Origin of the sequence: Escherichia sp. HH41S, from assembly GCF_009820115.1 — a bacterium.
GTDB lineage: Bacteria > Pseudomonadota > Gammaproteobacteria > Enterobacterales > Enterobacteriaceae > Escherichia > Escherichia coli_F.
In genome coordinates this window covers 149,716-175,906 of record NZ_VNXE01000061.1, presented here as the reverse complement: position 1 = coordinate 175,906, position 26,191 = coordinate 149,716, and the positions used below count along the sequence as shown (strand labels likewise).

26 protein-coding genes and 2 pseudogenes are annotated in these 26,191 nt (G+C 47.3%); 11 read left to right on the top strand and 17 right to left on the bottom strand.

What is annotated here, in order from left to right; genetic code table 11:
* Positions 1–158 precede the first annotated feature (158 nt).
* The 4 genes from FQZ95_RS10575 (at position 159) to hypT (ending at position 3,461) form a co-directional block, all read left to right on the top strand.
* Entirely contained in the window at positions 159–842 is a 684-nt protein-coding gene (locus tag FQZ95_RS10575; RefSeq protein WP_001295597.1) for a nucleoside recognition domain-containing protein, read from the top strand.
* The gene (locus tag FQZ95_RS10570) at positions 839–1,300 is read left to right on the top strand and encodes a YjiG family protein (protein WP_000211971.1); all 462 of its coding nucleotides are present in this window, start codon (positions 839–841) and stop codon (positions 1,298–1,300) included. Before FQZ95_RS10575 ends, FQZ95_RS10570 begins: the two co-directional genes overlap by 4 nt.
* Before the next feature lie 12 nt (positions 1,301–1,312).
* Positions 1,313–2,485: a beta-aspartyl-peptidase gene (gene iadA / locus FQZ95_RS10565; protein WP_000568398.1), complete on the top strand. Its 1,173-nt coding sequence runs from the start codon at positions 1,313–1,315 to the stop codon at positions 2,483–2,485.
* Between the two features lie 64 nt (positions 2,486–2,549).
* Positions 2,550–3,461, top strand: coding sequence for a hypochlorite stress DNA-binding transcriptional regulator HypT (hypT, locus tag FQZ95_RS10560; protein ID WP_000340767.1), 912 nt, complete (start codon positions 2,550–2,552; stop codon positions 3,459–3,461).
* Here the strand turns inward: hypT and iraD are convergent.
* From iraD to FQZ95_RS26980, 4 genes are all read right to left on the bottom strand, one after another.
* Positions 3,454–3,846 (bottom strand): anti-adapter protein IraD, encoded by a 393-nt coding sequence (gene iraD, locus FQZ95_RS10555; protein ID WP_000986225.1) that lies wholly within the window; start codon positions 3,844–3,846, stop codon positions 3,454–3,456. The genes hypT and iraD overlap by 8 nt on opposite strands.
* Entirely contained in the window at positions 3,843–3,926 is an 84-nt protein-coding gene (gene idlP / locus FQZ95_RS10550) for an iraD leader peptide IdlP (protein WP_123009414.1), read from the bottom strand. The genes iraD and idlP overlap by 4 nt, the downstream gene beginning before the upstream one ends.
* 115 nt (positions 3,927–4,041) lie before the next feature.
* A complete protein-coding gene (locus tag FQZ95_RS26710) occupies positions 4,042–4,185 on the bottom strand; it encodes a hypothetical protein (RefSeq protein ID WP_269218583.1) in 144 nt (47 codons plus the stop codon).
* Positions 4,164–4,232, bottom strand: coding sequence for a hypothetical protein (locus tag FQZ95_RS26980; protein WP_425323063.1), 69 nt, complete (start codon positions 4,230–4,232; stop codon positions 4,164–4,166). The genes FQZ95_RS26710 and FQZ95_RS26980 overlap by 22 nt, the downstream gene beginning before the upstream one ends.
* Before the next feature lie 285 nt (positions 4,233–4,517).
* Between FQZ95_RS26980 and FQZ95_RS10545 the strand changes: the two genes are divergently transcribed.
* Complete coding sequence (locus FQZ95_RS10545; RefSeq protein ID WP_000062493.1) at positions 4,518–5,339, top strand: DUF2686 family protein; 822 nt, start codon at positions 4,518–4,520, stop codon at positions 5,337–5,339.
* Between the two features lie 140 nt (positions 5,340–5,479).
* On the opposite strand, the gene uxuR is transcribed toward FQZ95_RS10545, so the two are convergent.
* The 3 genes from uxuR to uxuA all read right to left on the bottom strand — a co-directional run bounded on the left by uxuR (position 5,480) and on the right by uxuA (position 9,193).
* Positions 5,480–6,253: a Uxu operon transcriptional regulator gene (gene uxuR / locus FQZ95_RS10540; RefSeq protein ID WP_105288106.1), complete on the bottom strand. Its 774-nt coding sequence runs from the start codon at positions 6,251–6,253 to the stop codon at positions 5,480–5,482.
* A 214-nt stretch (positions 6,254–6,467) separates the two neighbouring features.
* Entirely contained in the window at positions 6,468–7,928 is a 1,461-nt protein-coding gene (locus tag FQZ95_RS10535; protein ID WP_000208194.1) for a fructuronate reductase, read from the bottom strand.
* An 80-nt stretch (positions 7,929–8,008) separates the two neighbouring features.
* Positions 8,009–9,193, bottom strand: a complete 1,185-nt coding sequence (gene uxuA, locus FQZ95_RS10530; RefSeq protein WP_000438605.1) for a mannonate dehydratase — start codon at positions 9,191–9,193, stop codon at positions 8,009–8,011.
* A gap of 339 nt (positions 9,194–9,532) precedes the next feature.
* Here uxuA and gntP point away from each other — a divergent pair, with 339 nt between their 5' ends.
* A complete protein-coding gene (gene gntP / locus FQZ95_RS10525) occupies positions 9,533–10,876 on the top strand; it encodes a gluconate permease GntP (protein ID WP_105277725.1) in 1,344 nt (447 codons plus the stop codon).
* A gap of 173 nt (positions 10,877–11,049) precedes the next feature.
* Here the strand turns inward: gntP and fimH are convergent, their stop codons facing one another.
* The 9 genes from fimH to fimB form a co-directional block, all read right to left on the bottom strand.
* Positions 11,050–11,952 (bottom strand): type 1 fimbria D-mannose specific adhesin FimH, encoded by a 903-nt coding sequence (gene fimH / locus FQZ95_RS10520; protein ID WP_103253485.1) that lies wholly within the window; start codon positions 11,950–11,952, stop codon positions 11,050–11,052.
* Between the two features lie 19 nt (positions 11,953–11,971).
* Positions 11,972–12,475: a type 1 fimbria minor subunit FimG gene (fimG, locus tag FQZ95_RS10515; RefSeq protein ID WP_160530169.1), complete on the bottom strand. Its 504-nt coding sequence runs from the start codon at positions 12,473–12,475 to the stop codon at positions 11,972–11,974.
* A 12-nt stretch (positions 12,476–12,487) separates the two neighbouring features.
* Positions 12,488–13,018, bottom strand: a complete 531-nt coding sequence (gene fimF, locus FQZ95_RS10510; RefSeq protein WP_160530168.1) for a type 1 fimbria minor subunit FimF — start codon at positions 13,016–13,018, stop codon at positions 12,488–12,490.
* 9 nt (positions 13,019–13,027) lie between these two features.
* Positions 13,028–15,664, bottom strand: a complete 2,637-nt coding sequence (fimD, locus tag FQZ95_RS10505; protein WP_160530167.1) for a fimbrial usher FimD — start codon at positions 15,662–15,664, stop codon at positions 13,028–13,030.
* 66 nt (positions 15,665–15,730) lie between these two features.
* Positions 15,731–16,456 (bottom strand): type 1 fimbria chaperone FimC, encoded by a 726-nt coding sequence (fimC, locus tag FQZ95_RS10500; protein WP_160530166.1) that lies wholly within the window; start codon positions 16,454–16,456, stop codon positions 15,731–15,733.
* Between the two features lie 36 nt (positions 16,457–16,492).
* The gene (locus FQZ95_RS10495) at positions 16,493–17,032 is read right to left on the bottom strand and encodes a fimbrial protein (RefSeq protein WP_000824095.1); all 540 of its coding nucleotides are present in this window, start codon (positions 17,030–17,032) and stop codon (positions 16,493–16,495) included.
* Positions 17,033–17,096: 64 nt separating this feature from the next.
* Entirely contained in the window at positions 17,097–17,645 is a 549-nt protein-coding gene (gene fimA / locus FQZ95_RS10490) for a type 1 fimbrial major subunit FimA (RefSeq protein ID WP_160530165.1), read from the bottom strand.
* 479 nt (positions 17,646–18,124) lie between these two features.
* Positions 18,125–18,721: a type 1 fimbria switch DNA invertase FimE gene (fimE, locus tag FQZ95_RS10485; protein WP_000044720.1), complete on the bottom strand. Its 597-nt coding sequence runs from the start codon at positions 18,719–18,721 to the stop codon at positions 18,125–18,127.
* Between the two features lie 477 nt (positions 18,722–19,198).
* A complete protein-coding gene (fimB, locus tag FQZ95_RS10480) occupies positions 19,199–19,801 on the bottom strand; it encodes a type 1 fimbria switch DNA invertase FimB (protein ID WP_000790582.1) in 603 nt (200 codons plus the stop codon).
* Positions 19,802–21,264: 1,463 nt separating this feature from the next.
* On the opposite strand from fimB, the gene nanC reads away from it, so the two are divergent.
* From nanC to FQZ95_RS26975, 3 genes and pseudogenes are all read left to right on the top strand, one after another.
* Entirely contained in the window at positions 21,265–21,981 is a 717-nt protein-coding gene (gene nanC / locus FQZ95_RS10475) for an N-acetylneuraminic acid outer membrane channel NanC (protein WP_160530164.1), read from the top strand.
* Positions 21,982–22,000: 19 nt separating this feature from the next.
* Positions 22,001–23,107: an N-acetylneuraminate epimerase gene (gene nanM, locus FQZ95_RS10470; protein WP_160530163.1), complete on the top strand. Its 1,107-nt coding sequence runs from the start codon at positions 22,001–22,003 to the stop codon at positions 23,105–23,107.
* Between the two features lie 64 nt (positions 23,108–23,171).
* Positions 23,172–23,738, top strand: a pseudogene (locus FQZ95_RS26975) (sialate O-acetylesterase); the annotation flags it as partial.
* Between the two features lie 332 nt (positions 23,739–24,070).
* On the opposite strand, the gene FQZ95_RS26970 reads toward FQZ95_RS26975, so the two are convergent.
* Positions 24,071–24,160, bottom strand: coding sequence for a hypothetical protein (locus FQZ95_RS26970; protein ID WP_418134933.1), 90 nt, complete (start codon positions 24,158–24,160; stop codon positions 24,071–24,073).
* A 114-nt stretch (positions 24,161–24,274) separates the two neighbouring features.
* On the opposite strand from FQZ95_RS26970, the pseudogene FQZ95_RS10460 reads away from it, so the two are divergent.
* Together FQZ95_RS10460 and FQZ95_RS10455 are read left to right on the top strand one after the other, a co-directional pair.
* Positions 24,275–24,956 (top strand): annotated as a pseudogene (locus FQZ95_RS10460) (hypothetical protein).
* Positions 24,957–25,126: 170 nt separating this feature from the next.
* Positions 25,127–25,777 (top strand): hypothetical protein, encoded by a 651-nt coding sequence (locus FQZ95_RS10455; protein WP_001026378.1) that lies wholly within the window; start codon positions 25,127–25,129, stop codon positions 25,775–25,777.
* Positions 25,778–26,191 lie beyond the last annotated feature (414 nt).

The following is a 26,191-nucleotide window of genomic DNA, read 5'->3' as shown; positions in this document are numbered from 1 at the left end:
CTTGTTCAAACAGCGTAATTTTTCCGCTATGCAAAAAACGCATAGCCAGAAACATACTTGCATTTTCCCCATACCCACATGGCTGATAAGGTTTTTCAGCTCCAGGAATTTTCCTGGCTCAAGCAACACACAAACACAAAAAAACAATGGGGATTGTTATGACACAACAAGGGGATGCTGTAGCCGGGGAGCTGGCGACAGAAAAAGTGGGCATTAAAGGGTATCTGGCTTTTTTTCTTACCATAATCTTTTTTTCCGGTGTTTTTTCCGGGACAGACAGCTGGTGGCGCGTTTTTGATTTTTCCGTTCTGAACGGATCGTTTGGGCAACTGCCTGGTGCGAACGGAGCCACCACCTCGTTTCGCGGAGCGGGTGGCGCGGGGGCTAAAGATGGCTTTCTCTTTGCGCTGGAGCTGGCACCATCAGTCATTCTCTCTCTGGGGATTATTTCAATTACCGATGGTCTTGGTGGATTACGCGCCGCGCAGCAGTTAATGACACCTGTGCTAAAACCATTGTTGGGCATTCCAGGAATCTGCTCGCTGGCGCTGATCGCTAACCTACAAAACACCGATGCCGCCGCCGGTATGACCAAAGAGCTGGCGCAGGAAGGTGAAATTACCGAACGCGATAAAGTGATTTTCGCCGCATATCAAACCAGCGGTAGCGCCATCATCACCAACTACTTCTCTTCCGGCGTCGCGGTGTTTGCCTTTCTGGGCACGTCCGTAATCGTACCTTTAGCCGTCATCCTGGTGTTTAAATTTGTCGGAGCCAACATTTTGCGCGTCTGGCTTAACTTCGAAGAACGTCGCAACCCAACGCAAGGAGCGCAAGCATGACAACTCAGGTCCGCAAAAATGTCATGGATATGTTTATCGATGGCGCACGCCGTGGCTTTACTATCGCCACCACCAACCTGCTGCCGAACGTGGTGATGGCATTTGTCATCATTCAGGCGCTGAAAATTACCGGCCTGCTCGACTGGGTGGGGCATATCTGTGAACCCGTAATGGCGCTGTGGGGATTGCCCGGTGAAGCGGCAACCGTCCTTTTAGCCGCATTAATGAGTATGGGCGGCGCAGTCGGTGTTGCCGCCAGTCTGGCAACCGCCGGCGCATTAACCGGCCACGATGTCACTGTTTTACTGCCTGCAATGTATTTAATGGGCAACCCGGTGCAAAATGTCGGTCGCTGCCTGGGGACAGCCGAAGTGAATGCCAAATATTACCCGCACATCATTACGGTCTGCGTCATTAACGCATTGCTGTCGATCTGGGTTATGCAGCTTATTGTTTAACAAGGAGTTATCATGATTGATTATTCCGCAGCCGGTTTTACCCTGCTGCAGGGAGCGCATTTGTATGCGCCGGAAGATCGGGGAATTTGCGATGTCCTCGTCGCTAACGGCAAAATTATCGCAGTTGCCAGCAATATCCCTTCTGACATCGTACCTGACTGCATGGTCGTCGATCTCCGCGGGCAGATCCTCTGCCCTGGTTTTATTGATCAACACGTCCATTTGATTGGCGGTGGCGGAGAAGCTGGCCCCACTACGCGTACGCCGGAAGTGGCGTTAAGTCGTCTGACAGAAGCGGGCGTCACGTCAGTGGTTGGACTGCTGGGCACCGACTCTGTCTCTCGCCACCCGGAATCCCTGCTCGCCAAGACCCGTGCGCTCAATGAGGAAGGCATCAGCGCCTGGATGCTGACCGGCGCTTATCATGTACCTTCCCGCACCATTACAGGTTCCGTGGAAAAAGACGTGGCAATTATCGATCGCGTGATTGGCGTGAAATGCGCTATCTCTGATCACCGCTCTGCCGCACCGGACGTTTATCACCTGGCCAATATGGCGGCGGAATCCCGCGTTGGCGGTTTGCTCGGCGGTAAGCCTGGCGTCACTGTGTTCCACATGGGCGACAGCAAAAAGGCATTGCAGCCTATCTATGACCTGCTGGAAAACTGCGATGTTCCCATCAATAAGTTGCTGCCGACCCACGTTAACCGCAACGTACCGTTGTTTGAACAGGCGCTGGAGTTTGCGCGCAAAGGCGGTACCATCGACATCACCAGCAGCATTGACGAACCAGTCGCCCCTGCCGAAGGTATTGCCCGCGCCGTTCAGGCCGGTATTCCGCTGGCACGCGTCACCCTCAGCTCTGACGGCAACGGTAGCCAGCCGTTCTTCGATGACGAAGGGAATTTAACCCATATCGGTGTTGCAGGTTTTGAAACGTTGCTGGAAACCGTGCAGGTTCTGGTCAAAGACTATGATTTCAGTATCAGCGATGCCCTGCGCCCGCTCACCAGTAGCGTAGCCGGTTTCCTTAACCTGAGCGGGAAAGGCGAAATTCTGCCAGGCAATGACGCAGACTTACTGGTCATGACGCCAGAACTGCGCATTGAACAGGTATACGCCCGCGGCAAACTGATGGTTAAAGACGGCAAAGCCTGCGTGAAAGGAACGTTTGAAACGGCATAAACGGTTGTCAGCCGCCCGAATGGACGTAGAATGCCCGCAAGGGCGGCTGACAGAGTAAAACGTAATGGATGACTGTGGTGCGGTTTTGCATAATATTGAAACAAAATGGCTTTATGATTTTCTGACCCTGGAAAAATGCCGCAACTTTTCCCAGGCGGCAGTCAGTCGCAACGTCTCACAACCCGCATTTAGCCGTCGCATCCGCGCGCTGGAACAGGCAATTGGCGTTGAATTGTTTAACCGCCAGGTGACGCCTCTGCAACTCTCGGAACAAGGGAAAATCTTCCATTCGCAGATCCGCCATCTGCTGCAACAGTTAGAGAGCAACCTTGCAGAACTGCGTGGCGGCAGCGATTACGCGCAACGTAAAATCAAGGTAGCCGCTGCACACTCTCTTTCTCTCGGTCTTTTACCGTCAATTATCAGCCAGATGCCGCCGCTCTTTACCTGGGCGATTGAAGCCATTGATGTTGATGAAGCGGTCGATAAACTGCGTGAAGGGCAAAGCGACTGTATTTTTTCCTTTCATGACGAAGATTTGCTGGAAGCGCCGTTTGACCACATTCGCTTATTTGAATCTCAATTGTTCCCCGTCTGCGCCAGTGACGAACACGGAGAAGCACTTTTTAACCTCGCACAGCCACACTTTCCGTTACTGAATTACAGCCGCAACTCCTACATGGGGCGATTGATTAACCGTACCCTGACGCGCCACAGTGAGTTAAGTTTCAGCACCTTTTTTGTCTCGTCGATGAGCGAGCTTTTAAAGCAGGTTGCCCTCGACGGCTGTGGGATTGCCTGGCTGCCGGAGTACGCCATCCAACAAGAAATTCGCAGCGGGAAGCTTATCGTTCTGAATCGGGACGAACTGGTGATCCCGATTCAGGCCTATGCATACCGGATGAACACCCGTATGAATCCCGTGGCCGAACGCTTCTGGCGCGAACTGCGCGAGCTGGAGATTGTGCTTAGCTGACATTCTCCAGCGTCGCACTACACCAACCGCCACTATCCCAGACCAGATCAAACGTTAGCGGTTCATCGTCGTGGTGCAGCATTATCTCAAGGCTGATCGCCAGCGTGTGGCTGTACGCTTCTTTCAAATTGACCTGCAACGCCGCAATCCGAGGCTCATGAAATAACAGTGCAGAACGTAGTTGACGGCAATACCAGCTCTGGAGATGTTTGTCGCTCTGGTTATGCACTTGCCACTCAGGCATACCTGAAACAAGTAATGAAGGTAATGCCGAATGAGGAGAATTAAAAAGAGTGAGGAGATCGCTGCATACCGATTTACGCAGTGATAACGTTTTATTGCCTGAAATTTCAGGTGAAACAGCCTGAAGTGATTGGCGCATCATTTTGCGCACTCCTGACGTTTAGCAACATATGTGGCTTGCCCTGAATACCGGGCACCACTGTATTGATGCTCATTTTCCATAGCCATTCCCTTTTGTTCATTACATCCATGTCAGTCTGAGACAGGCCTGAATCCTGTCAGCAAAGTATAAAACCTTACTTGCCTATGAATATCTACTGACTTTTCAGGAAAAAAGTCATGATTTGATAAAAATCATCAAACTCAAAAAAAAACTGCTAGTATATTCTGAATATTCCGAATAGTTACGTAGATGAAAATACTTGTCACCGCCGCTACTTAATCCCGGCGGGACATTATTTATTTTCGTATAATCAACCATGTATTACTTGAAACAATTAGTTTGTAAATAATATAAATTGATAACATATCAAATACATCAAAAACACCATTCACAGGCATTATTAATATAGACATCAATATAACAACATCAAATTCCAATTAGTAATAAGATATGCTTTTTAATTGCATGCAAATAATTTTAAATGAGCGTTTTTTGATACTTTAGAGTGTTTCCCACCCTTTAATATGACCGTGTAGAGTTGATATCACTACAACAGAAACATGCATGTCATTTGTTTACTTCTCTTTTTACTACAGAAAAATTTATCTATTTTTCTAAGCATCAGTGAAATACTCATAAAGGTAATTAATATGTCTATGCCAATAAGCAATGCCGCTAACAACAAAATTTTTACAGATAATCATTTCGCTCATCATCCAAATGCCGATAAAGAATTAGCAGACAGTATGCCCTCGCATCTTAACTCGGAAAACATCTATGTCAGACCTCTTGTTCGTGGAAATAACCATAACTATGATGGGGGAAGTGTTGTCGAAATTAGACAGCTTGAAATTGGTAAACAAGGGTATTGGCCATTCAATTACGTAACAGCCGCATGTAAAGAATCCGATGGTATTTCAATCACAGGAAACATACGCTGTGGTACCTGGAAGGCCAGCTCAGTATTAGACGGAATATACGGTGGAGTATGTAAAAAGGCGCATGTTTCCGCAGCGTTAGAAGCTGGTCTACGGTTTAACCTAACTATGGATTCTAAAATTCCAAACACGATACATGAAATAACCCTAGGCCCTGGTTGCAATGTTCCAGGCTATGCGGGAACCACGATAGGATACCTGGCAACACTCCCCCTTGAAAAGGTTGAAAATTGGCAAGATACAACACTGCCAAGAATTGATATCTATATTGATCAGATAATGACTGTGTCAGGGGTAGCAAATTCTTCCGGATTCGCCCTTGCTGCATTACTTAATGCTAATATTGGAATGGGAAATGACCCAATAATTGGTATAGAAGCCTATCCTGGTACCGCTGAGATCCACGCTAAGATTGGATATAAAGTTATCCCCGGGGATGAAAATGCACATGTCAAACGTATGACTCTGCAACCGTCATCTCTCCCAGAACTGTTTGAATTAAAAAATGGTGAATGGAATTATATTGGTAAATAACCACGGGGAAGAATGAGTACTAACATTCAGGTTATACAGATATTTAAACAATACCCTGCAATTTACAAAGTAATACTCATTGCAACTTCTTAATTTAAGAAAGCGCAAGGAACGTTTACCCTTGCGCTTATCATAATAAGTCAGGCGTCGACTTTATCCAGCGGCCATGAATCAAACAGATAGCCGTCAAAATAAATATCGTCAACGTTCGAGAATTCCAGCAGACGTTGTTTAACGTTTTCCAGATGCTGCCACATTGCCAGCTTCGCCGCTCGGGCGTCTTTTTTGATTAACGCGGCGAGGATCTGTTTGTGATCGCCCAACCACTCTTTGCGATACAGGCTGTCATCCAGATGGCTGTGCAATTGGATCCACATTGGATTGTTTTCCCGCCACTGCCAGGACTGACGGAATAACTCCACCAGCATGCTGTTATGCGTTGCTTCGGCAATGGCGAGATGGAACTGCATATCACCGCTTTCGCTGCTACCCGGCGCGCTGGAAGCCAGTTCACGCTCTTCCAGTTGCAATGCCTGACGCATTTTGACGATATCTTCGCGGGTAGCCTGCAGGGCGGCAAATTCCGCGATGTTACTTTCCAGTAACTGACGCGCCTGTAACAGCTCAAAAGGACCCGCATCATTGCAAACGTTGGCATCCGGACCGTCTGTGTTGTGGCTGTCTGAGCTATCAAGAACATAAATACCGGCACCCCGGCGCACTTCCACCAGCCCTTTGATCTCCAGCATGATCAGCGCTTCACGTACCACCGTCCGCGTGACATCAAGCATTTCTGCAATTTCACGCTCCGGCGGCAGCCGTTCGCCAGGATTGTACGGCGTCTTTATGATCAGATCGCGGATCATCGCCCCGACTTCCTGGTAAGGTCTTTGCGCAGAAGTGGCAGATTTCATGGTGTTGTGTCCGTTAGGTGCAGTTAATCAAATTTTTGCCGGATGCGGCGTGCACGCCTTATCCGGCCTACAACGGGCGATTTTACGGCACCCGTCAATCTCAAACTATACCATTAGCACTGGAAGTTGGCACGTACAGGTGGGCAAAAAAACGAAAACTGGTCAACCAAATATTATTTTGATTGACCAGTAAGTCTGTTGGGTAATCAGTCAGTTACAGCGCAGCCACACACTCGCGCGCGCCGCGTTCACACAGTTGCTGATATGCCGCCGTCACCGCGCCAACAAAGTCGGCATTTTGCGGCAGATCATCGGCAAAAATACCGCTCAGGCCCAGCAGCGCTTTCACGCGGTCTGCGCCCTGATACTGCGCATTGATCTTCTGGAACTCCGCCAGCATCGGGTCGACCACATCAATGGCATTCCCCTGCTCATCCACCCCCTGGGTGTAACGCATCCAGCCAGCCACGCCGAGCGCCAGGTGACGCCAGCTACCGCCGTTTTGCAGGTGCAGACGCACCGGGTCCAACAGGCGCTGCGGTAACTTCTGGCTGCCGTCCATCGCAATCTGCCAGGTACGGTGACGCAGAGACGGGTTGCTGAAACGCTCGATCAGCAGCGTCGCATAGGCGTTCAGGTCCGTACCTTCCGGCATCGACAGCGTTGGCGCTTGTTCCTGCATCATCAGGGCAAAGGCCGCTTTGCGATAATCCGGGTTAGTCATGGTGTCGGCAATAGTTTCATAGCCGCCGAGGTAACCGAGGTACGCCAGGAAAGAGTGGCTGCCGTTCAGCATACGCAGTTTCATCATTTCGAACGGCACAACGTCTGCAACGAACTGTGCGCCCACTTTATCCCAGTCCGGGCGACCATTAACGAAGTTATCTTCAATGACCCACTGACGGAATGGTTCGCAGGCAATGGCGCACGGGTCGTAAACGCCCAGCTGGTCAGCAATTTCCTGCAACGTTTCTGGGGTAGCTGCCGGAACGATGCGGTCAACCATGGTGCACGGGAAGGTGACGTTCTCTTCAATCCATGCCGCCAGTTGCGGATCACGCGCCTGAGCCAGCCCCAGAACGGCAACTTTCGCTACATGGCCGTTTTCACGCACGTTGTCGCAGGACATCACCGTAAACGCTTTCAACCCTTTCTCACGACGCAGGCGCAAGGCTTCGACGATGTAACCAATCGCCGACTTCGGCGCAGTCGGGTTTTCCAGATCGTGCTTAATCAGCGGATTATTGAGATCCAGCTGACCGCTTGCCGCATCGGCGCAGTAACCTTTTTCCGTGACCGTCAGGGAGACAATCGCCGTCTGCGGACGCGCCATCGCGTTGAGAATACCTTCACAACCGTCGATTTCCGGGTGCAGCGCTTCTTTCATCGAGCCAATAATTTTCAGCTCGGTGCTTTCTGCGCCTTTTTCCGCTACGGTGTACAGCAGTTGCTGTTTTTTCAGGTTTTCGATCAGCACACGGTCGTTGCCTGGCATCAGGTTAACTTCGCAGATCCCCCAGTCGCTATCCGTGCTTTCCAGCAGGTGATGGGTGTACAGCGCCTGGTGCGCGCGGTGAAACGCCCCGCAACCGAGATGCACAATGCGTGATTCCAGACGAGAATGATCCCATGACGGGCGGGCAACCGGCAGATTGCTGTCAACAATAGTAGTCATCGTAAACTCCAGAATCCGTCTTCAGAGAGTGACGGCAAGGAAGAAGGAACCGGCACGGCGCGCAGCCATGCCGGTGGATATTAACGGCTAAAGAAAGCGCGCTGGATCGCCATTTCGACACCGCGAACTTCGGCCAGGCCTTTCAGACGACCAATCGCGGAGTAACCTGGGTTGGTTTTCTTCTTCAGGTCGTCCAGCATCTGATGACCGTGGTCCGGACGCATCGGGATCAGGTCTTCTTTGCCTTCCGCTTTACGACGGTGTTCTTCTTCAACAATCGCTTTCACCACTTCGTACATATCAACGTCACCGTTCAGGTGCGCCGCTTCGTGGAAGGTTTTCGGGTTATCTTCACGCATGGTGGAACGCAGATGGGTGAAGTAAATACGCGGACCGAACTGCTTGATCATATCAACCAGATCGTTGTCAGCACGCACGCCGTAGGAACCGGTGCACATGGTGAAACCGTTCGCCATGCTGTTTACGGTATCAACCATCCACTGCATATCTTCAATGGTGGAAACGATACGCGGCAGGCCGAGGATTGGGCGCGGCGGATCGTCCGGGTGAACAGCCATACGCACGCCAACTTCTTCCGCAACTGGAATGATCGCCTTCAGGAAGACCGCAAAGTTTTCGCGCAGTTTGGCTTTGTCGATATCTTTGTACAGCTCCAGGTGCTTACGGAACTGGTCAAGGGTGTAGCCTTCTTCCGCGCCCGGCAGACCGGCAATGATGTTACGGGTCAGACGCGCTTTGTCTTCGTCGCTCATAGTGGCGAAGCGTTCAGCGGCCTGAGCAATTTCTTCTTCGGTGTAATCCGCTTCCGCGCCTGGACGCTTGAGGATGTGCATTTCAAACGCAGCAAATTCGATCTGGTCGAAGCGCAGAGCTTTGGAGCCATCTGGCAGCACGTATTCGAGGTCAGTACGGGTCCAGTCGAGCACCGGCATGAAGTTGTAGCACACGGTGCGAATGCCGCACTGCGCCAGATTGCGCAGAGTTTGCTGATAGTTAGCGATCCACTGCTCGTAGTTGCCAGTATGAGTTTTGATATCTTCGTGAATTGGCACGCTTTCTACGACAGACCACACCAGGCCTGCGTCTTCAACGATCGCCTTGCGTTTGAGGATCTCTTCTACGGACCATACTTCCCCGTTCGGGATATGGTGCAAAGCGGTAACCACGCCAGTCGCGCCCGCCTGACGGACATCAGCTAAAGTGACCGGATCATTAGGGCCGTACCAGCGCCAGGTCTGTTCCATGATTTTTCCTCTTTCACATAGTGGGTTCCACAGCAAAGAGACGCGGAACCCTGGAGTTGTTTAGGTATCCGGATGAACAACCAGACCGCAGCCGTGGCATTGCATCGGATGAGATGGCGTATAAGTTCTACCTTTTGGTAAGACATGTCAACCCGAATTCTAAAATTGGTTAACCACATCACAAGATTTTCACGCGCACGCTCGTTGCTGCAAATTGCAGCAACGGGTAATTGATAGTTATTAATCAGAGGGTGTGACATTCATCGCAACAATGGTTGACCAATTTACATAACATGTCGCCCAAAATAACAACGGTTCAACCAGGTAAGGTAAAACGTTATGCATGTGCTTAACATTCTTTGGGTAGTATTCGGTATCGGCCTGATGCTGGTACTGAATTTGAAGTTCAAAATCAATTCAATGGTGGCTTTGCTAGTGGCGGCGCTGTCCGTCGGGATGTTGGCGGGCATGGATTTGATGTCGCTGCTGCACACCATGAAAGCGGGCTTCGGCAACACGCTGGGGGAACTGGCAATCATTGTTGTGTTCGGTGCGGTCATTGGTAAATTGATGGTCGACTCCGGCGCGGCGCACCAGATAGCGCATACGCTGCTGGCGCGTCTCGGCCTGCGCTATGTCCAGATATCGGTGATTATCATCGGCCTGATTTTTGGTCTGGCGATGTTCTATGAAGTGGCCTTTATCATGTTAGCGCCGCTGGTTATCGTCATTGCCGCCGAAGCTAAAATTCCGTTCCTGAAACTGGCTATTCCGGCAGTAGCGGCTGCTACCACCGCACATTCACTTTTCCCTCCGCAGCCGGGTCCGGTGGCGCTGGTGAATGCTTATGGTGCAGATATGGGGATGGTTTATATCTATGGCGTACTGGTGACGATCCCAAGTGTCATCTGCGCAGGTCTGATCCTGCCGAAGTTCCTCGGCAATCTTGAGCGCCCAACGCCATCATTCCTGAAAGCAGATCAACCGGTAGATATGAATAATCTGCCCTCTTTCGGCGTTTCGATTCTGGTGCCGCTGATCCCGGCAATCATTATGATCTCCACCACCATCGCCAATATCTGGCTGGCCAAAGACACCCCTGCGTGGGAAGTCGTTAACTTTATAGGTTCATCGCCGATTGCAATGTTTATTGCGATGGTGGTTGCATTCATACTCTTTGGCACCGCGCGTGGTCATGACATGCAGTGGGTGATGAACGCCTTTGAAAGCGCGGTAAAAAGCATTGCGATGGTGATTCTGATCATCGGTGCGGGTGGCGTGCTGAAGCAGACCATCATCGATACCGGCATTGGTGACACCATTGGCATGTTGATGTCACACGGCAATATCTCGCCGTACATCATGGCGTGGCTGATCACTGTGCTAATTCGTCTGGCGACGGGTCAAGGTGTGGTTTCGGCGATGACTGCCGCCGGGATTATCAGTGCTGCAATCCTTGATCCAGCAACCGGTCAACTGGTTGGCGTGAATCCGGCGCTGCTGGTGCTGGCGACAGCTGCAGGTTCCAACACCCTCACCCACATTAATGATGCCTCATTCTGGCTGTTCAAAGGTTACTTTGACCTGTCAGTAAAAGACACGTTGAAAACATGGGGTCTGCTGGAGCTGGTCAACTCCGTGGTTGGGCTGATTATTGTGTTGATTATTAGCATGGTAGCGTAAAAGAACACCAGAGCCTGCCAATGGCAGGCTCAGTTCGGATTGTCGGCAAAGTGCGCTTTGTTTATGCCAGATGCGACGCTGACGCGTCTTATCTGGCCTACAAAGGGCTAACGTGCAGGTTTTTAGCTTCAGGCAATATTGCGTACCAGCATTAGCAATGTTCTGTGATTTCTTTATTGATAAACAAAAGTCACGCCAATAATCGATTGCACATTCCCTGCAGTCACCTGCCCTCCGGTACGTGCGTAATTTGCCGTTAATCCCAGACTTACCGCCGAAGTCCCTACTGCTCCTAACGATACCGTGTTATTCGCTGGAATAATCGTACCGTTGCGCGTTAACTGTACGCCGACGCCCTGTGCTGGTGAAAACGACGCGGTATTGGTGAAAATCGAATTGCCCGCATCTGCGGTTGTGCCGGAGAGGTAATACCCCAGGTTCTGGCTTTTCGCACAATAAACGGTAAGAGGAATAGGTACCGAACCGGGATAGTCCGGCAGAGTCACGGTGACATCACGAGCAGAAACATCACAGCCACCAGTGGGCACCACCACATCATTATTGGCGTAAATATTCCACACAAACTGGAAATCATCGCTGTTATAGTTATTGGTCTGTCGCAAAATAAGCACGGCAATTAATGAGCCAGCTTTAATCGCCACCCCGCCCGCACTGCTCACAGGCGTCAAATAAAGCGCCACCGGCCACGGCTTATCCGTTCTCGAATTATAAACAACGCGCGGCGTTTCGCTGGTGGTAGGAAATGGATAGCTACTGCCACTATATTTTACGGTCCCGGAAAAATGAGATAACACGCCGCCATAAGCCGAACCTCGTTGCAGTGTGACATAGTCTGTAATGGTTTCCGGGTAATCGTTATGGCAAAAGATTTGCGTCGAAAGATCTACGACCAGGTTTTGCCCCACATTCACGGCGGGCGCAAGGTTTACATAAACATTGGCGCTGCCACCGCCAATAGGGATAGCGGTGCCATTGGCGGTTTTACAGGCGAATGACCAGGCATTTACCGACCAGCCCATCAGCAGTACAGCAAACAGGGTAATAACTCGTTTCATTACAATCATCTCTTCGGATTCAGCTGTAGGTATAGGTGATGCTAATCACTGCCTGAATGGTTCCCTGAGTGGCTCCGCCATTTACCGTCAATGCTCTGACCTGTAACGGGAAGTGCGCTGATTGTGAGGAATCATCCACCTGAACTGTTTTGGTTGCGCCAGTATTCAATGTGTTGCCACTGTCATCCTGTAGCTCTAACTGGATGTTTTGCGCGGTCCCCTGGTTTTTATAATATCCGGTACTGTCGGCTGCCCCGCTGAAGCTGGCGGTGACCCTCGACGTTCCCACCGGACAATGAGTCAACTCAAGCGCAACATCATGCCAGGCCGATGCCGCCCCGGCAGACATCAGACTGAAAGAATAAAGATCGCCGAGATCTACCGTGGCATTGGTGGTGGAAACCGTGCACGGTTTGGCGACGACCTTACCGTTCACGGTGATCGTGACATCGGCGGCCTGTAGCGTCGCACTTACGAGCGTCAACATTGCCGCCAATAAATACCCACGTTTGCGCCATTTCATGAGCATCTCCAGTTACTGATATTCAAGAGTGAAGGTAGCCGTGGCATTGATATGCCCCGCAGTGACAGGCACCTGTGTCGCCATTAGCCGGGCGTAAAAATTCAGCGTATTTGGTTTACCCGGCGTCAGGGTCGTCCACGAAATAGCGGAGGATGGCGCATTAAGGGGGATCTGATTTTGTTGCTCATTCAGAAGCTGTATTCCCAGCCCCGCAGCCGCTGACACCGTATTTTCAAGTGCAAGCAGGTTGGCATTGTGACTATCTGCAACGCCGGTAAACCCAACCTTTACGGCATAAACGGCATTACCACAGGGTGACAGCAAAATACGAAATGGAACGACAGGAGTCGTCGCGCCAATGTTGTTAAATTGCTTCGCCGCGTTTTCCATCAGATCAACATTAAAATTGGTTGATTCAGCGGCCACACTACAGCCGTTATCTCTGACATAGCCGCGGATAGTAATCGTGCTATCCGCAGCCAAAGCGTGACTTACCGCCAGCCACAAAAAAGCGCACAGAAGATAAAAAGGTTTGCTTTTCATCACGCCCCCTTAACGACATTCAGCTGATAGCTGGGTTAATAACTGCTGCTGACTCTCTGGTGGCAGTTGATAATTGGCGACACAGTGAGCATTTTCCTCTTCTCCCCATTTCACCTGAACTTTTCCCGCTAAAGGCATCCCGCTGAGATAAACCTGACCATTATCCGCAACAATGCCGCTACTCTGGCTACTCTCTGATGTGACCATCGCCCCAAACGGCAGCGGCTTATTATTATGGGTTAGCGTCATGAGCAGTTTTATCCCAACACGCGCTTTAAACTCTGCTCGCACAATTGCCCCACGGGTGGGAACAACGTTAGCGACCGCGTTATCTAAATCGACGTTATCAGCCAGGGTATTGGTATCCAGCGCCACTCTATTTTCCCGATATTCTGTGGCATAAGGCAGCACGGCATAGCCGCGCCAGTCGGTACGCACCCCCGTCTGGTTTTCAACTTTTGCATCTTTTGCGCCAGGCGCTTTAACAAGCACCACCGTATCGTTTAACGGCTGCCCCAGCGTTACGCCATTGGCATGAGCCAGTACCCCACCGCTGATTCCGTAATAGAGCTGCTTAATATCATCGCTATGGCTGTAACCAATGTTGGCATTGCCGTAGCCACCACGATAATTCAGCGCGGCGTAGCCTGTACTTCCGCTATTACCATCGCCTCCCCCGGCATAGCCGGTTTGCACGCTATAGCTGAGGTTATTGTCTTCCAGCAACGTACCGTATACGCCCGCAAGGTTGGTCATCCGACCGTTGAGATCGTGTGACATGCTGTAGCTGGCACTGGCATGTCGCCACTGAGATTTACTGTCAGAACGCAGCCAGTGGCTGAAAGGAATATTGACGTTAAGAGCCAACATCTGATCCCGTCCTTTTTGCCAGGCGTTTTTCGTCAGGCTATAGCTGAGCGTCCAGTTGATATCTTCGAACGCAGTATTTAATCCAGCCTGGAATTGCTCATCGACATTACTCGTTCCCCAATAAGTTTGATGGCTACCACTCAAATACAGTGTTGATGTGCGCCCGAGTTGCTGAGTAACAGTGAGCTGTAATTTCCCGCGTTTGTTATAAGCGAGATTGTAATAGTCGGTAAATTTCGGCTTAACCTGAATAACACCATCCTGTGTTTCGATGTTGTAGCCATTCATTCGGCTGTATGTTGTATCAGCGAAATTAAAATACCCGCTGGTCGAGTAACGGTAACCCACTAACTGAAAATTCGTACCTGACTCATTGAGCGATTTGTTATAGAGAAAACGCACCGATTGCCCGTCATGCTGACTGTCATCAGGAAGTGTGGAATTAGCCTGCGTCATATCCACGGACAGAGCGCCCAGTGCCCCCATGTTTTTCCCGATACCGAAATTAAAAGCGCGATAACGATCCGCCAGTTGCGTTCCACCATATATTGTCCAGCCAGCCGGAAGGCCGTGGAGTAATGTACTCTGGAAAAAACGGGGTTTATCCTGTTGCGCATTTCCACTACGGTATTCTCCTGCCGTAATGGAATAACGAGTATGCCCTTCACGTTGCAAAAGCGGAACTGACGAATAGGGTACGGTAAAGATCTGCGTGCTACCGTCAGCCTCTTTAATCGTTACCTGCAAGTCACCACTATTACCTGCGGCATAGATATCGTTGATGGTAAAAGGCCCCGGCGGCACCGTACTATTATAAATGTCATACCCATTTTGTTTAATAGTGACCTGTGCAGTACCACGCGCAATACCGTGGATCACCGGGGCAAATCCTCTTTGGCTATCGGGTAACATATTGTCATCTGAGGCCAATTGTGCGCCGCGAAAGTTAATACCATCGAAAATATCGCCCTGAGTATAACCATCACCCAGCGTCAGCCGGGAACGTAACGGAATTATGTCTCGCTCAAGCCAGGTATTGATATGTTGCCATTTATTTTTGCTACCTGATGAACTGTCGCTACTGTTATAACTCCAGGTGGTATTGTCGCGTAAACGCCATGCACCAATATTTAACCCACTCTGTAGGTTTAAATATACATAATGGCTGTTACCACCAATCCGATTCTGTACACTATTTCCGCTGAAATTATAATTGAGCAATCCGGCATTAATACCGGGGTCCCATAACTCTGGAGGAATATAACCACGCGCGCGATTACTCATAAATGCCTGAGGGATCATCAGGTTGAGTCGCTGCTGACCAACATCTAAATGCGCAGTAGCGTCATGGATCATTGTGGTTAATGGCACGCAGGCATCATCCGCCAGCAAATTCATACCGGAGACAGAAGCCGTATTCAGCCCCATACTGGCAAGTTGAGCGCGCGTCAGGCAGGGAACAATCCCTTGTTCACTGTCGCCCGTATTAAAGGTGACATCACGCGTTGCCATATAACCATTATTCAAATAGATATCGACGCGAAACGTCCCAGGTGGTAATTCTTGACCATTCTCAAAACGCGATAAATCAGCCACAGCCTGGGGATCATCCGCTAAAAAACGCGGGTTAAAATAGAGTTCGGCAGATGACAAAGGTGCCTGTGTGGCAAAAACACAGGCAACAGAGAGCCGAACAAAAAAACCAGCCAGACGAGGCTTACGAATATGCAAGCATTGTGTGTTTCGCTGGTAAAGTCTTAAATTCAGATATGACATTATTCCTCCGGTGTAAAATTACCCGGCAGTCAATTCTTTTTATTCATGCGAAAAATTCCCCCTGCGTTATTCCATTACGCCCGTCATTTTTGGAGTAAGTGCGCCATAATCATTTATTGTTCGGTAAGTAATGTTGCTTCCTGCATCAGAAGGTAATTTAACTGTGCTTTCGCCCATTGGAGGCACCAATGCATTTTCAAGAACCCGAGTTCCGGCATTCAACTCTGTTACCGTCAGGTAATAGGGTGTCGGGTTAATCAGCGTCAGAGAATTCGCGCTACGACGAAATCTTAACTTTTCTGCGGCCTGATCGGGTGGCAACGCTAATTTAGCCGGGCGATAGTACAGTTTTATGCGGCTGATAATTGCGAGCTGTAGCGTATTCTCAGCCAATTTTGATTTATCCATTGACGGAATCGCTTTAACGTTCATCCAGAATAAACTTTCCCGATACTGTGGCAATTGGTTATTTGTGGCATCAAGAATACGCAAGGTATTCTCTTTTTTCCCCTTCATCGCAAACAGAGGTGGCGTCACGATAAAACGACCATCCTTTACACCATCGGCATTTTCCACCCATGATTGAATTAAATAGGTGCTATTTTCATCATTATTTGTCACGGCAAGTTGCACTTGTTTTTGCCCCGCCGGATAAATTACGCGAGTCGCACCTAAGGCCACTCCTGCTTCCGCGCGTCCGGCAGCCATCATTGCCATGATCATCAGGATACCTGCCAGCAAGCAGAATGTTATTTCCTGCAATTTCCTTACATTGACGTTTTTATTACTCACTGTCCTGTTCCTGTTATCACATTATCTGCTGAACAATTACTGATAGGTTAAAGAGAACCAGGCCTGAGCATTGGCGATGCCGCCAGTAACCCGACGCCCGGTAGCACGATATTTGGCGATGAAATGTAACGACGTAGAGCCTGAGTAAAGCCGTTTCCAGTTTGCTGGAGGACGATTAATCGGTACAAGGTTTCCTTCATCATCAAACAACGCTACGCCAATATTGGTGGCAATCCCTGGCCCCTCTCCCACGGAAAGCACATCCGGATTTTTACCATCCGCGACACCGTGAAACGCCACACCCACACGTTCACTCACCACCGTGCTACATTCCCGTAAATGAATAACAAAAGGCACCGGTGCGCTATCTTCCCCAACCGCATGAAACCGGTTACTGCTGATTTGCCCCATATTGACCGTCATTTGTTTATCACCAGCTTCAATCCGGCAAGCTTCTGCAATAATGACGCCCTGAAATTGCATATTTCCGCCGGGCAACGTGGTGTTCCATTTATTTCCGGCCAGAGCAAACATTGGCAGCAACGACGCTAATAGAAATAATCTCTTCCTTTTCATCGTTATTTTTATCGCACAAGGGTGGGCATCCCTGCCCGTAATGACGTCCCTGAACCTGGGTAGGTTATTGATACTGAACCTTGAAGGTCGCATCCGCATTAGCAGCACCTGGGGTTGCGGCACCGGTTGCAAAGTAACGCGCCTGGAACGGAATGGTGTTAGTACCGTTATTCAGGGTTGATTCTGCACTAAATGTCGCACCGTCCAGCGCCAGCGCAGCGCCGGTTCTGTCCAGAATTTGCACACCAACGTTTGTTGCGCTACCTGCAGCAGAACTCTGCAGAGCCAGTACATCAGTATGCGTAGCATCAATTGCCGTACCTAAGAAGGCAACAGCGGCTTTTGTAGCAACAGTGGTATCGCAATCATTCAGCTGAATGTTAAAACCAACGGCAGAGCTGGTTGCTCCAACCTGCTTCAGGCTAGCGGTACGAACCTGTCCTAACTGAACGGTTTGATCAACAGAGCCTGCATCAACTGCGCAAGCGGCGTTAACAACTTCCCCTTTGAAGTGAACGGTCCCACCATTTACCGTCGTAGTATCGGCCAGAGCCGCTGCGGAACTGAGGGACAGAGCCGACAGAACAACGATTGCCAGAGTTTTAATTTTCATGCTGCTTTCCTTTAAAAAAACTGTTTCTAAATCGACATGGGCAGTCGTTCTGTACACTTTGTTTTGAAACGAATTGGACTGCCAACACTGCACAGTTCTTCCCCAAAAGATGAAACATTTGGGGCCATTTTGACTCATAGCGGAAAGCATTACGCACGAACTTTCTTAGTTTATTATTTGGATTTATATTCTATTAATGCATTATTTTATAGATTTTTATATTGAACGCGGTGGTTTTTGGAGAGATGAATGAGGAAGTTGCTTCGAGACACAAAAACGTTAGCTTTACCTATAGCGGAGGTTATGTGAAATTAATTTATAAGAGAAACAATTTACATATCAAACAGTTAGTTGCTTTATGTCGTTTTTTTATATTTTTATGCTTGAGAACAAATACAAAACTTTTTTATGATATGGACAGTTTGGCCCCAATTGTCTTATATTTCTTTATCTTTTCATATTATTATCAATAAGTTACATCAGGCATCTTCTCTTTTTAATTTTTCGTTTATGAGATTATTTCTTTCCCATAATCCGGCAAAACGTGCAGCATTACTGGCGGTATAACGCACAGTATGGCGAATATTTCGATGCCCGAGATAATCCTGAATTAAACGGGTATCTGCACCACGCTCCGCCAGTTCATAACCGCAAGCATGCCTTAACATATGAGGATGAGTCTGCGTCACGGTTCCAGCTTCAATACCGGCATCGCGAATAATGCGATAGGCCTGCTGGCGAGAAAGTCGACTCCCGCGGCGAGAAATAAATATGGCGTCGGTCTGGTCAGCGCCTTTCCAGTTAATACGTTCCTGGGTCCAGCGCTCCACAGCTTCACGCTCATCAAAACGTAACGGGTGAACGGTAGAAAATCCGTTCTTCAGTCGGCGAATATTTATTCGACCTTCGTTAAGGTCAAGATCCTGATAATGCAGATCAAGCAGTTCACTAATACGCATCCCATGCCGATATGCCAACAAAATTAGGCAATAATCTCTGGCTCCCGTTGCCCCGTAACAAACCGCCTGCATCATGTCCTGAACTTCTTTACCGGTAAGATAACGACGTTTACTCACAATAGTAGTACTCCTGACTGAGATATATTTGAATGAATACCTATAGGAAACCTCGATCGGTTAAAATTAGCCCAATAGATAAAAAGATAACCACACAGGGAGTTATGTGGCTATCAGTCAATTACATTAAATATCATACAAAAATAAAATATCACTGATGTGACAACATCTATTTTCATTGATTTGATTCAATATAACAATAGATTGCAGCGGATTAACTTCCAGTTGCTTAAAAAATAAAGAAAAAAGTGCAGAAACAGGAGAACTTGAGTGATGTGTAAATTTATGAATGATTTTGTTTATTTATTTTGAAGAACATAAACCATTGTATTTTGTATGGATATGGTTAACTTAATGTTTATTATGATAATTAAGAATCACACTTACAATAACATCAATTAATAAATGGTTAATCATTTTTGATATATCGTAAGAATAATGTATTTTTTAACACCATCCCTGGTATCTCATCTATCTCTATAAAACAGCGTGATGCTGTCGTCCTCTGGCTCTATCCCAGATGCCGTAAAAACGCCCTGCATTGCTGGCGGTATACCAGACAGTATGACGAATATTGCGATGCCCAAGATAATCCTGGATAAGTCGTGTATCTATTCCCATATTCGCCAAAGCAAAACCACACGAATGGCGTAACATATGCGGATGAATCTCCAGTGATAACCCAGCATTACCACCAGAAGTCGAGATAATATGGTAAAACTGTTGCCGAGAAAGCGGGTTCCCCTTACGTGATAAAAATACCCACTCGCTCTCAGCATGCGGATACGAAGTACGGATACTCAACCAGTTTTTTAAAGCCTGAACTTCTTTGTTCAATAGCGGGTGCGTTGTTGAAAAGCCTTTTTTTAATCGATGGATATAGATACACTTTGCCTTAAGATCAATATCCGAAATCCTCAATCGGCAAATTTCACTAGCCCGGAAACCATGAATAAAACAAAGCAAAGTCAGACAATAATTACGTGCTGCATGAGGCCCGGTATTTGCTGCTTTAAGGAGTGACTCGATTTCACTATGGGTAAGGAAGTTCCTTTTTTTGTTATCAGCCTTATTCTTCATCGTTTTCCCTTATAATTACAGACGCGCACTAGCTGTGCTGGGTTAGCAATAATCCAACATTTTAATCCTGATTATGTTTATAAAAGCGAACGTTTGCTTAATAACTAACGTAAGTGGACCAGTTCTTCTGAGTGAACTTAAATGGAGTAGCGATAGTTACTTATAATAACTTTGCCATACAAACGCCATGCTCTTGCATGCTATGTACCTTTATATATTTATCAATCTGATACGAATCTAATAATAACCCTCATCATTAATGCAACTAATCTTATCTATATATCATGTGATATGTTCTGTAACAAGTAAAATCAACATAAAAAATTCAGCAAAATTTAATATTCGTTCAACTAGCCGTCTCACATATGACATTATTAGTCAACTGCATTTGCCACAAAATGGCTATTTCATGGAACGCAGTAATTTCTTAGCGTCTATTATCATGCTAATTCTTAGGTCCCTAGCGATTATTCCTGTCTGGTTCGTCAGCTTACGCCATGAGATTGCTACATTCCTTTTTATCCTGGAGATATGGGGGAACGCAGGCGACGCTTTTTCATCTACATTCGTTGGTAAATATGGCTTTGGTCACTACGACTTAAACCTTCCTCAATCACAGCTATTCGCCGGGCGATACGGCAAACAAACTAAGTGAAACATCATCCTGAAAACACCAATGCGTACTGAACATCAACAAGCCTCCCCTGATCGACTTCAGAAGTGACCAGTTACAAGCCACAAACCTGGAAACATATTTCATGATGAGAATTATGCTCAACCTGATGGCGGGTAAACACTTATTTTCACCAAGCTCACTGAGTTAGCTTGCAAAGCTTTCCTTGTTTAGATTCTAAATAAATTACCTATAAAACAGATAGTTAAAAGAAAATCTTTAGTTTTTGAAGACCACCGCAAGTGTTCGTCTGGCTTCACATGGCATCTTCCTCTTAGAAAAAGATCGACATATTTTGTGACACGAATTGCAAATCTGGTTTTGTTGTATGGATTGCGTGATTTTTGATCTGGTATAACAGGTATAAAGGTGCACCACGATAGTCAATGAGACTGGGCATCTCGAAATCTATGGCAAACATCACTTCAGTTCTTTCACATCGGGTGATGAAAATGCACTTCAGTCTGAAAGGAATATGAAAATGAGATCAACAGACACTCTATTTTATGACTCTGGGTAAAATGGATTGAGTAAGTGATATAGCTTACGAACATTCAAATCAATCAAACATCAGAAGAGATTTTATACTCAGGTATTTAATCTGGATCTCTGTTTATTTAAATAATGTGGAAAGAGATTTTTCACAGGAGACATTATACAAAAAATATAAAATACAGCTATCGGTTGCCAAAGACACTATAAGCCTGGCAAAAAATATTACACAACATAAATGCTAATTGTTTATGCGGGCTTTGTATTGCTTTCTGTATCCTACAAATGAGTGAAATTTATGAAAAAGGCTAAAATACTTTCTGGCATATTATTACTGTGCTTTTCGTCACCATTAATTTCTCAAGCTGCGACACTGGACGTACGTGGTGGATATCGTAGTGGAAGCCACGCCTATGAGACTCGACTCAAAGTCAGTGAGGGATGGCAAAATGGATGGTGGGCAAGCATGGAAAGTAATACCTGGAATACCATTCATGATAATAAAAAGGAAAATGCCGCACTCAATGATGTTCAGGTTGAAGTTAATTACGCGATTAAACTTGATGATCAATGGACGGTGCGCCCGGGAATGTTAACGCATTTTAGCAGCAACGGCACACGCTACGGACCCTACGTAAAACTGTCCTGGGACGCGACAAAAGATCTTAATTTTGGCATTCGCTATCGTTACGACTGGAAAGCTTACCGACAACAAGACTTATCCGGTGAGATGTCTCGTGATAACGTTCATCGTTGGGATGGATATGTCACTTACCATATTAATAGTGATTTCACCTTCGCATGGCAAACGACGCTATACAGCAAACAAAACGATTATCGCTATGCAAACCATAAGAAATGGGCGACGGAAAATGCATTTGTTCTACAATACCATATGACGCCTGATATTACGCCATACATAGAATATGACTACCTTGACCGTCAGGGTGTTTATAACGGCAGAGATAATTTATCAGAAAATAGTTATCGCATTGGTGTGTCATTTAAACTGTAGTAGACAGGAGACAGTCACAATGAATAAAACAATAACGGCGCTTGCTATCATGATGGCTTCATTTGCCGCAAACGCGTCTGTATTACCGGAAACTCCGGTGCCATTTAAAAGTGGTACCGGAGCAATTGATAACGACACTGTCTACATTGGTTTAGGTAGCGCAGGTACGGCATGGTACAAGCTGGATACACAGGCCAAAGATAAAAAATGGATAGCGTTAGCTGCATTCCCTGGTGGGGCGAGAGATCAAGCAACCTCTGCATTTATTGATGGCAATCTGTATGTGTTTGGCGGCATTGGCAAAAACAGCGAGGGCTTGACTCAGGTATTTAATGACGTACACAAATACAACCCCAAAACCAATAGCTGGGTTAAATTGATGTCGCACGCACCGATGGGCATGGCGGGCCATGTGACTTTTGTACACAACGGCAAGGCTTATGTTACTGGCGGTGTTAACCAGAATATCTTCAATGGCTATTTTGAAGATCTCAACGAAGCTGGAAAAGATCCAACCGCTATAGAGAAAATCAACGCCCACTATTTTGACAAAAAAGCAGAAGATTATTTCTTCAATAAGTTTCTGTTGTCTTTTGATCCCTCAACACAGCAATGGAGTTACGCTGGCGAATCTCCCTGGTACGGGACGGCTGGTGCAGCGGTTGTGAATAAAGGCGATAAAACCTGGCTTATTAATGGTGAAGCCAAACCAGGACTACGAACGGATGCCGTATTTGAACTTGATTTCACCGGTAATAATTTAAAATGGAATAAACTTGCTCCCGTCTCATCACCAGATGGCGTCGCTGGCGGTTTTGCGGGGATAAGCAATGACTCACTTATATTTGCCGGGGGGGCCGGATTCAAGGGGGCGCGGGAAAATTATCAGAACGGTAAGAACTATGCGCATGAAGGCCTGAAAAAATCATATAGCGCTGATATTCATCTTTGGCATAACGGGAAATGGGATAAATCGGGCGAATTATCGCAAGGTCGGGCCTACGGAGTATCATTGCCCTGGAATAATAGTCTATTGATTATTGGCGGTGAAACTGCAGGCGGCAAAGCGGTAACGGATTCAGTATTGATCTCTGTGAAGGATAATAAAGTCACAGTGCAAAACTAACGCTTCAGGGCCCCAGTAAAGGGGCTCTGCTATCAATTTGCCATTTCAATTACGCGAAAATTATATGAACGCAATAATAACGCCCGATTATTACTATGTTCTTACCGTTGCCGGTCAGTCTAATGCCATGGCGTATGGCGAAGGACTGCCATTACCGGACAGGGAAGATGCGCCTCATCCCAGGATTAAACAATTAGCGAGATTTGCGCATACGCATCCCGGAGGCCCGTCATGTCACTTTAACGACATTATTCCACTGACTCACTGCCCACACGATGTTCAGGATATGCAGGGTTATCACCATCCTCTGGCAACGAATCATCAAACACAGTACGGCACCGTTGGCCAGGCACTGCATATTGCACGGAAATTACTGCCCTTTATTCCTGATAACGCGGGGGTTCTCATCGTTCCATGTTGCCGTGGCGGATCGGCTTTTACCGCGGGCAGCGAGGGGACATATTCAGAACGGCACGGAGCCAGCCATGATGCTTGTCGTTGGGGAACGGATACTCCGCTGTACCAGGATTTAGTCAGCAGAACGCGAGTCGCACTGGCAAAAAATCCGCATAACAAATTCCTCGGCGTATGCTGGATGCAAGGCGAATTTGACTTAATGACCAGTGACTACGCGTCACACCCTCAACACTTTAATCATATGGTTGACGCCTTTCGTAGGGATCTAAAACAATACCATTCTCTGCTTAATAAAATTACTGACGCGCCGTGGTTTTGCGGCGATACCACCTGGTACTGGAAAGAAAATTTCCCTCATGCGTATGAAGCTATTTATGGTAATTATCAAAATAATGTTTTAGCCAATATTATTTTCGTCGACTTCCAGCAACAAGGTGCAAGAGGGCTGACGAACGCGCCTGATGAAGATCCGGACGATTTAAGCACGGGATATTTCGGTTCAGCGTACCGGTCAGCGGAGAACTGGACGACGTCACTGCGAAGCAGTCATTTCAGCTCAGCAGCCCGTCGGGGGATTATTTCTGACAGATTTGTAGAAGCAATTTTGCAGTTTTGGCGCGAAAGGTGAGCGTTCATTAATTTGATTTATTTGCATCCATTAGCGCTTTTAACTGCTCCGGCGTGCGGCACTATAATGGTTTTCACAACAAGGAGCCATTTTCTTATACCACTTTCAGAGACCATCCGCTTATGCCACCGCCCTCTACGCAACTGTTTGCAGAGCACCTTCCCACCGAGTGGATACAGCACCTCCTGACGCTTTCTGCTCATGCGACTATTTGTCGTCTTAACCTGAGCGCGGATGGCGAAGCGGGGATTAGCCTGCTGGCCCGCAGCGCTGTCACCCAGGAGCGCCAGCGCGTGGGGGCCCCCTGGTGGAATGGCTCTTCCGCCAGACCGCACAGACATGGGGCGCGGAACGTTACCTGAAGGATGACTGGCACGGCCTGCAACTTTTTGCCATTGATGGCGCACAGTTCAGGACACCTATGAACCTGAGTTGCGTGAATATTATGGCTCTGCCAACACATCCACTGAGCGGCAGAGCGCCTACCCGGTCATGCGTCTGGTGGCGTTAATGAATCTGGGAATCACATTCTGCTGAATGCCATGACCGCGGCCTACCGGCGGAGCGATACAGCGTGAGGCAACTAAAGCGGCGTCAGAAATCAGCTTTAAGTTCGCATTCCAGTTTATCGTGACAGAAATGATAGTGCAGGGAAATACGGCGTCACCAGGAACCATCCCGAAACGGCTGGAGCATCTGCGGGGTGCTCTGGAAGCGGTGTTCCCACGACTATCAAGGCCGAGGGCTGTTAAGGTATCAAAAACCCGTTATCCGGTGAAACACAGTGCTGCCCCGCTTAAGTGACGGCATTGTGTTTCTGACTGGCCTTAACTTTCCCTGAATCTCTGACGATCCTCACCATTGATATTTTCTTCATTCCTCACCAGAGAAATAAAAAATCACTATACTCATCAAAATATGATGATCACCTTTATTCAGGTGATCACCTTACTATTTTATACGGAAAATAAATCATGAATATCCGTCAATCATTACATGACCGAATCTATGCAGAATACCCTCAACAGGCTAAAGATATATTACTGTATTTCCCCACTTATGAAATTATGCCATCGACCATAAAAATGGTTATGATTAATGAGGTGGTAGCTATAACACCGCAAGAAGATTTTTATACACCAGAGTCTGGTTATTTTACGACTGTCGCCCGACAGTTAGCGCTGGCTGGATTATCGGCAAGTAGTGGCGAAGTCTTACTCAACCATGGTATCTACCTGACCTCCGCACTGAAACTACCTAAAACACAGATCACAGCCACACCCGCGGAGATCATTCTCTGGTCACCTATTGTAGAATGGGAGCTCGAACTCTTTGCCAATATAAAAGTTATTTTCGTTGGCGGCGATATCGCGCGAAAATGCCTTAACATCATCGCGAAAAAGCAAACACGTAAACATGCCATCCCTTCAACTCCGACGTACAAACTGATGAATAGCGAATTAGTCTGGAAAGGAATAAGCATACTTCCTGGATATATTCTTACCGGAAAAAACCTGCTCATTGAAAAGTCAAAAATCGAAATGAATGTCGAGCAATTAAGAAAAGGAATTGCGATTTATCGCAATAGTAACAGTAACCATACGAATAATTCAGTTCATGAATAAGAGATGAATCATTAATAACAAGAAATCACTGACAAACCACCTGTAAAAGGTCAATCATTTTAGTTCAATTTCCTTTGTCATGATTATATTTTTATCGTCCTGACGATACTATTAACAATTACAATATTTATACCCTCCCCTGAACAAACAGAAAAGAACTCATACATTCGTTTATAATTCTGGTAATCCTGGCATCATACGTTTAAAATTTAAGGTGTTTGTTTTATAATCATGGTTCCAAAGACTATTGGTCACCAGAAAATGCCAGCCTTTTCGTGCCAGCTATATTTGTCCAGTGTGTTACCCCATCCAAAAATCATCCACATCCTGATGTTATGTTAGATATAGAGAAAACAGGTTGTACTGTGCAATATGCTAACCGCATAAGCGAATATAATTTCTAAGCTGATATTG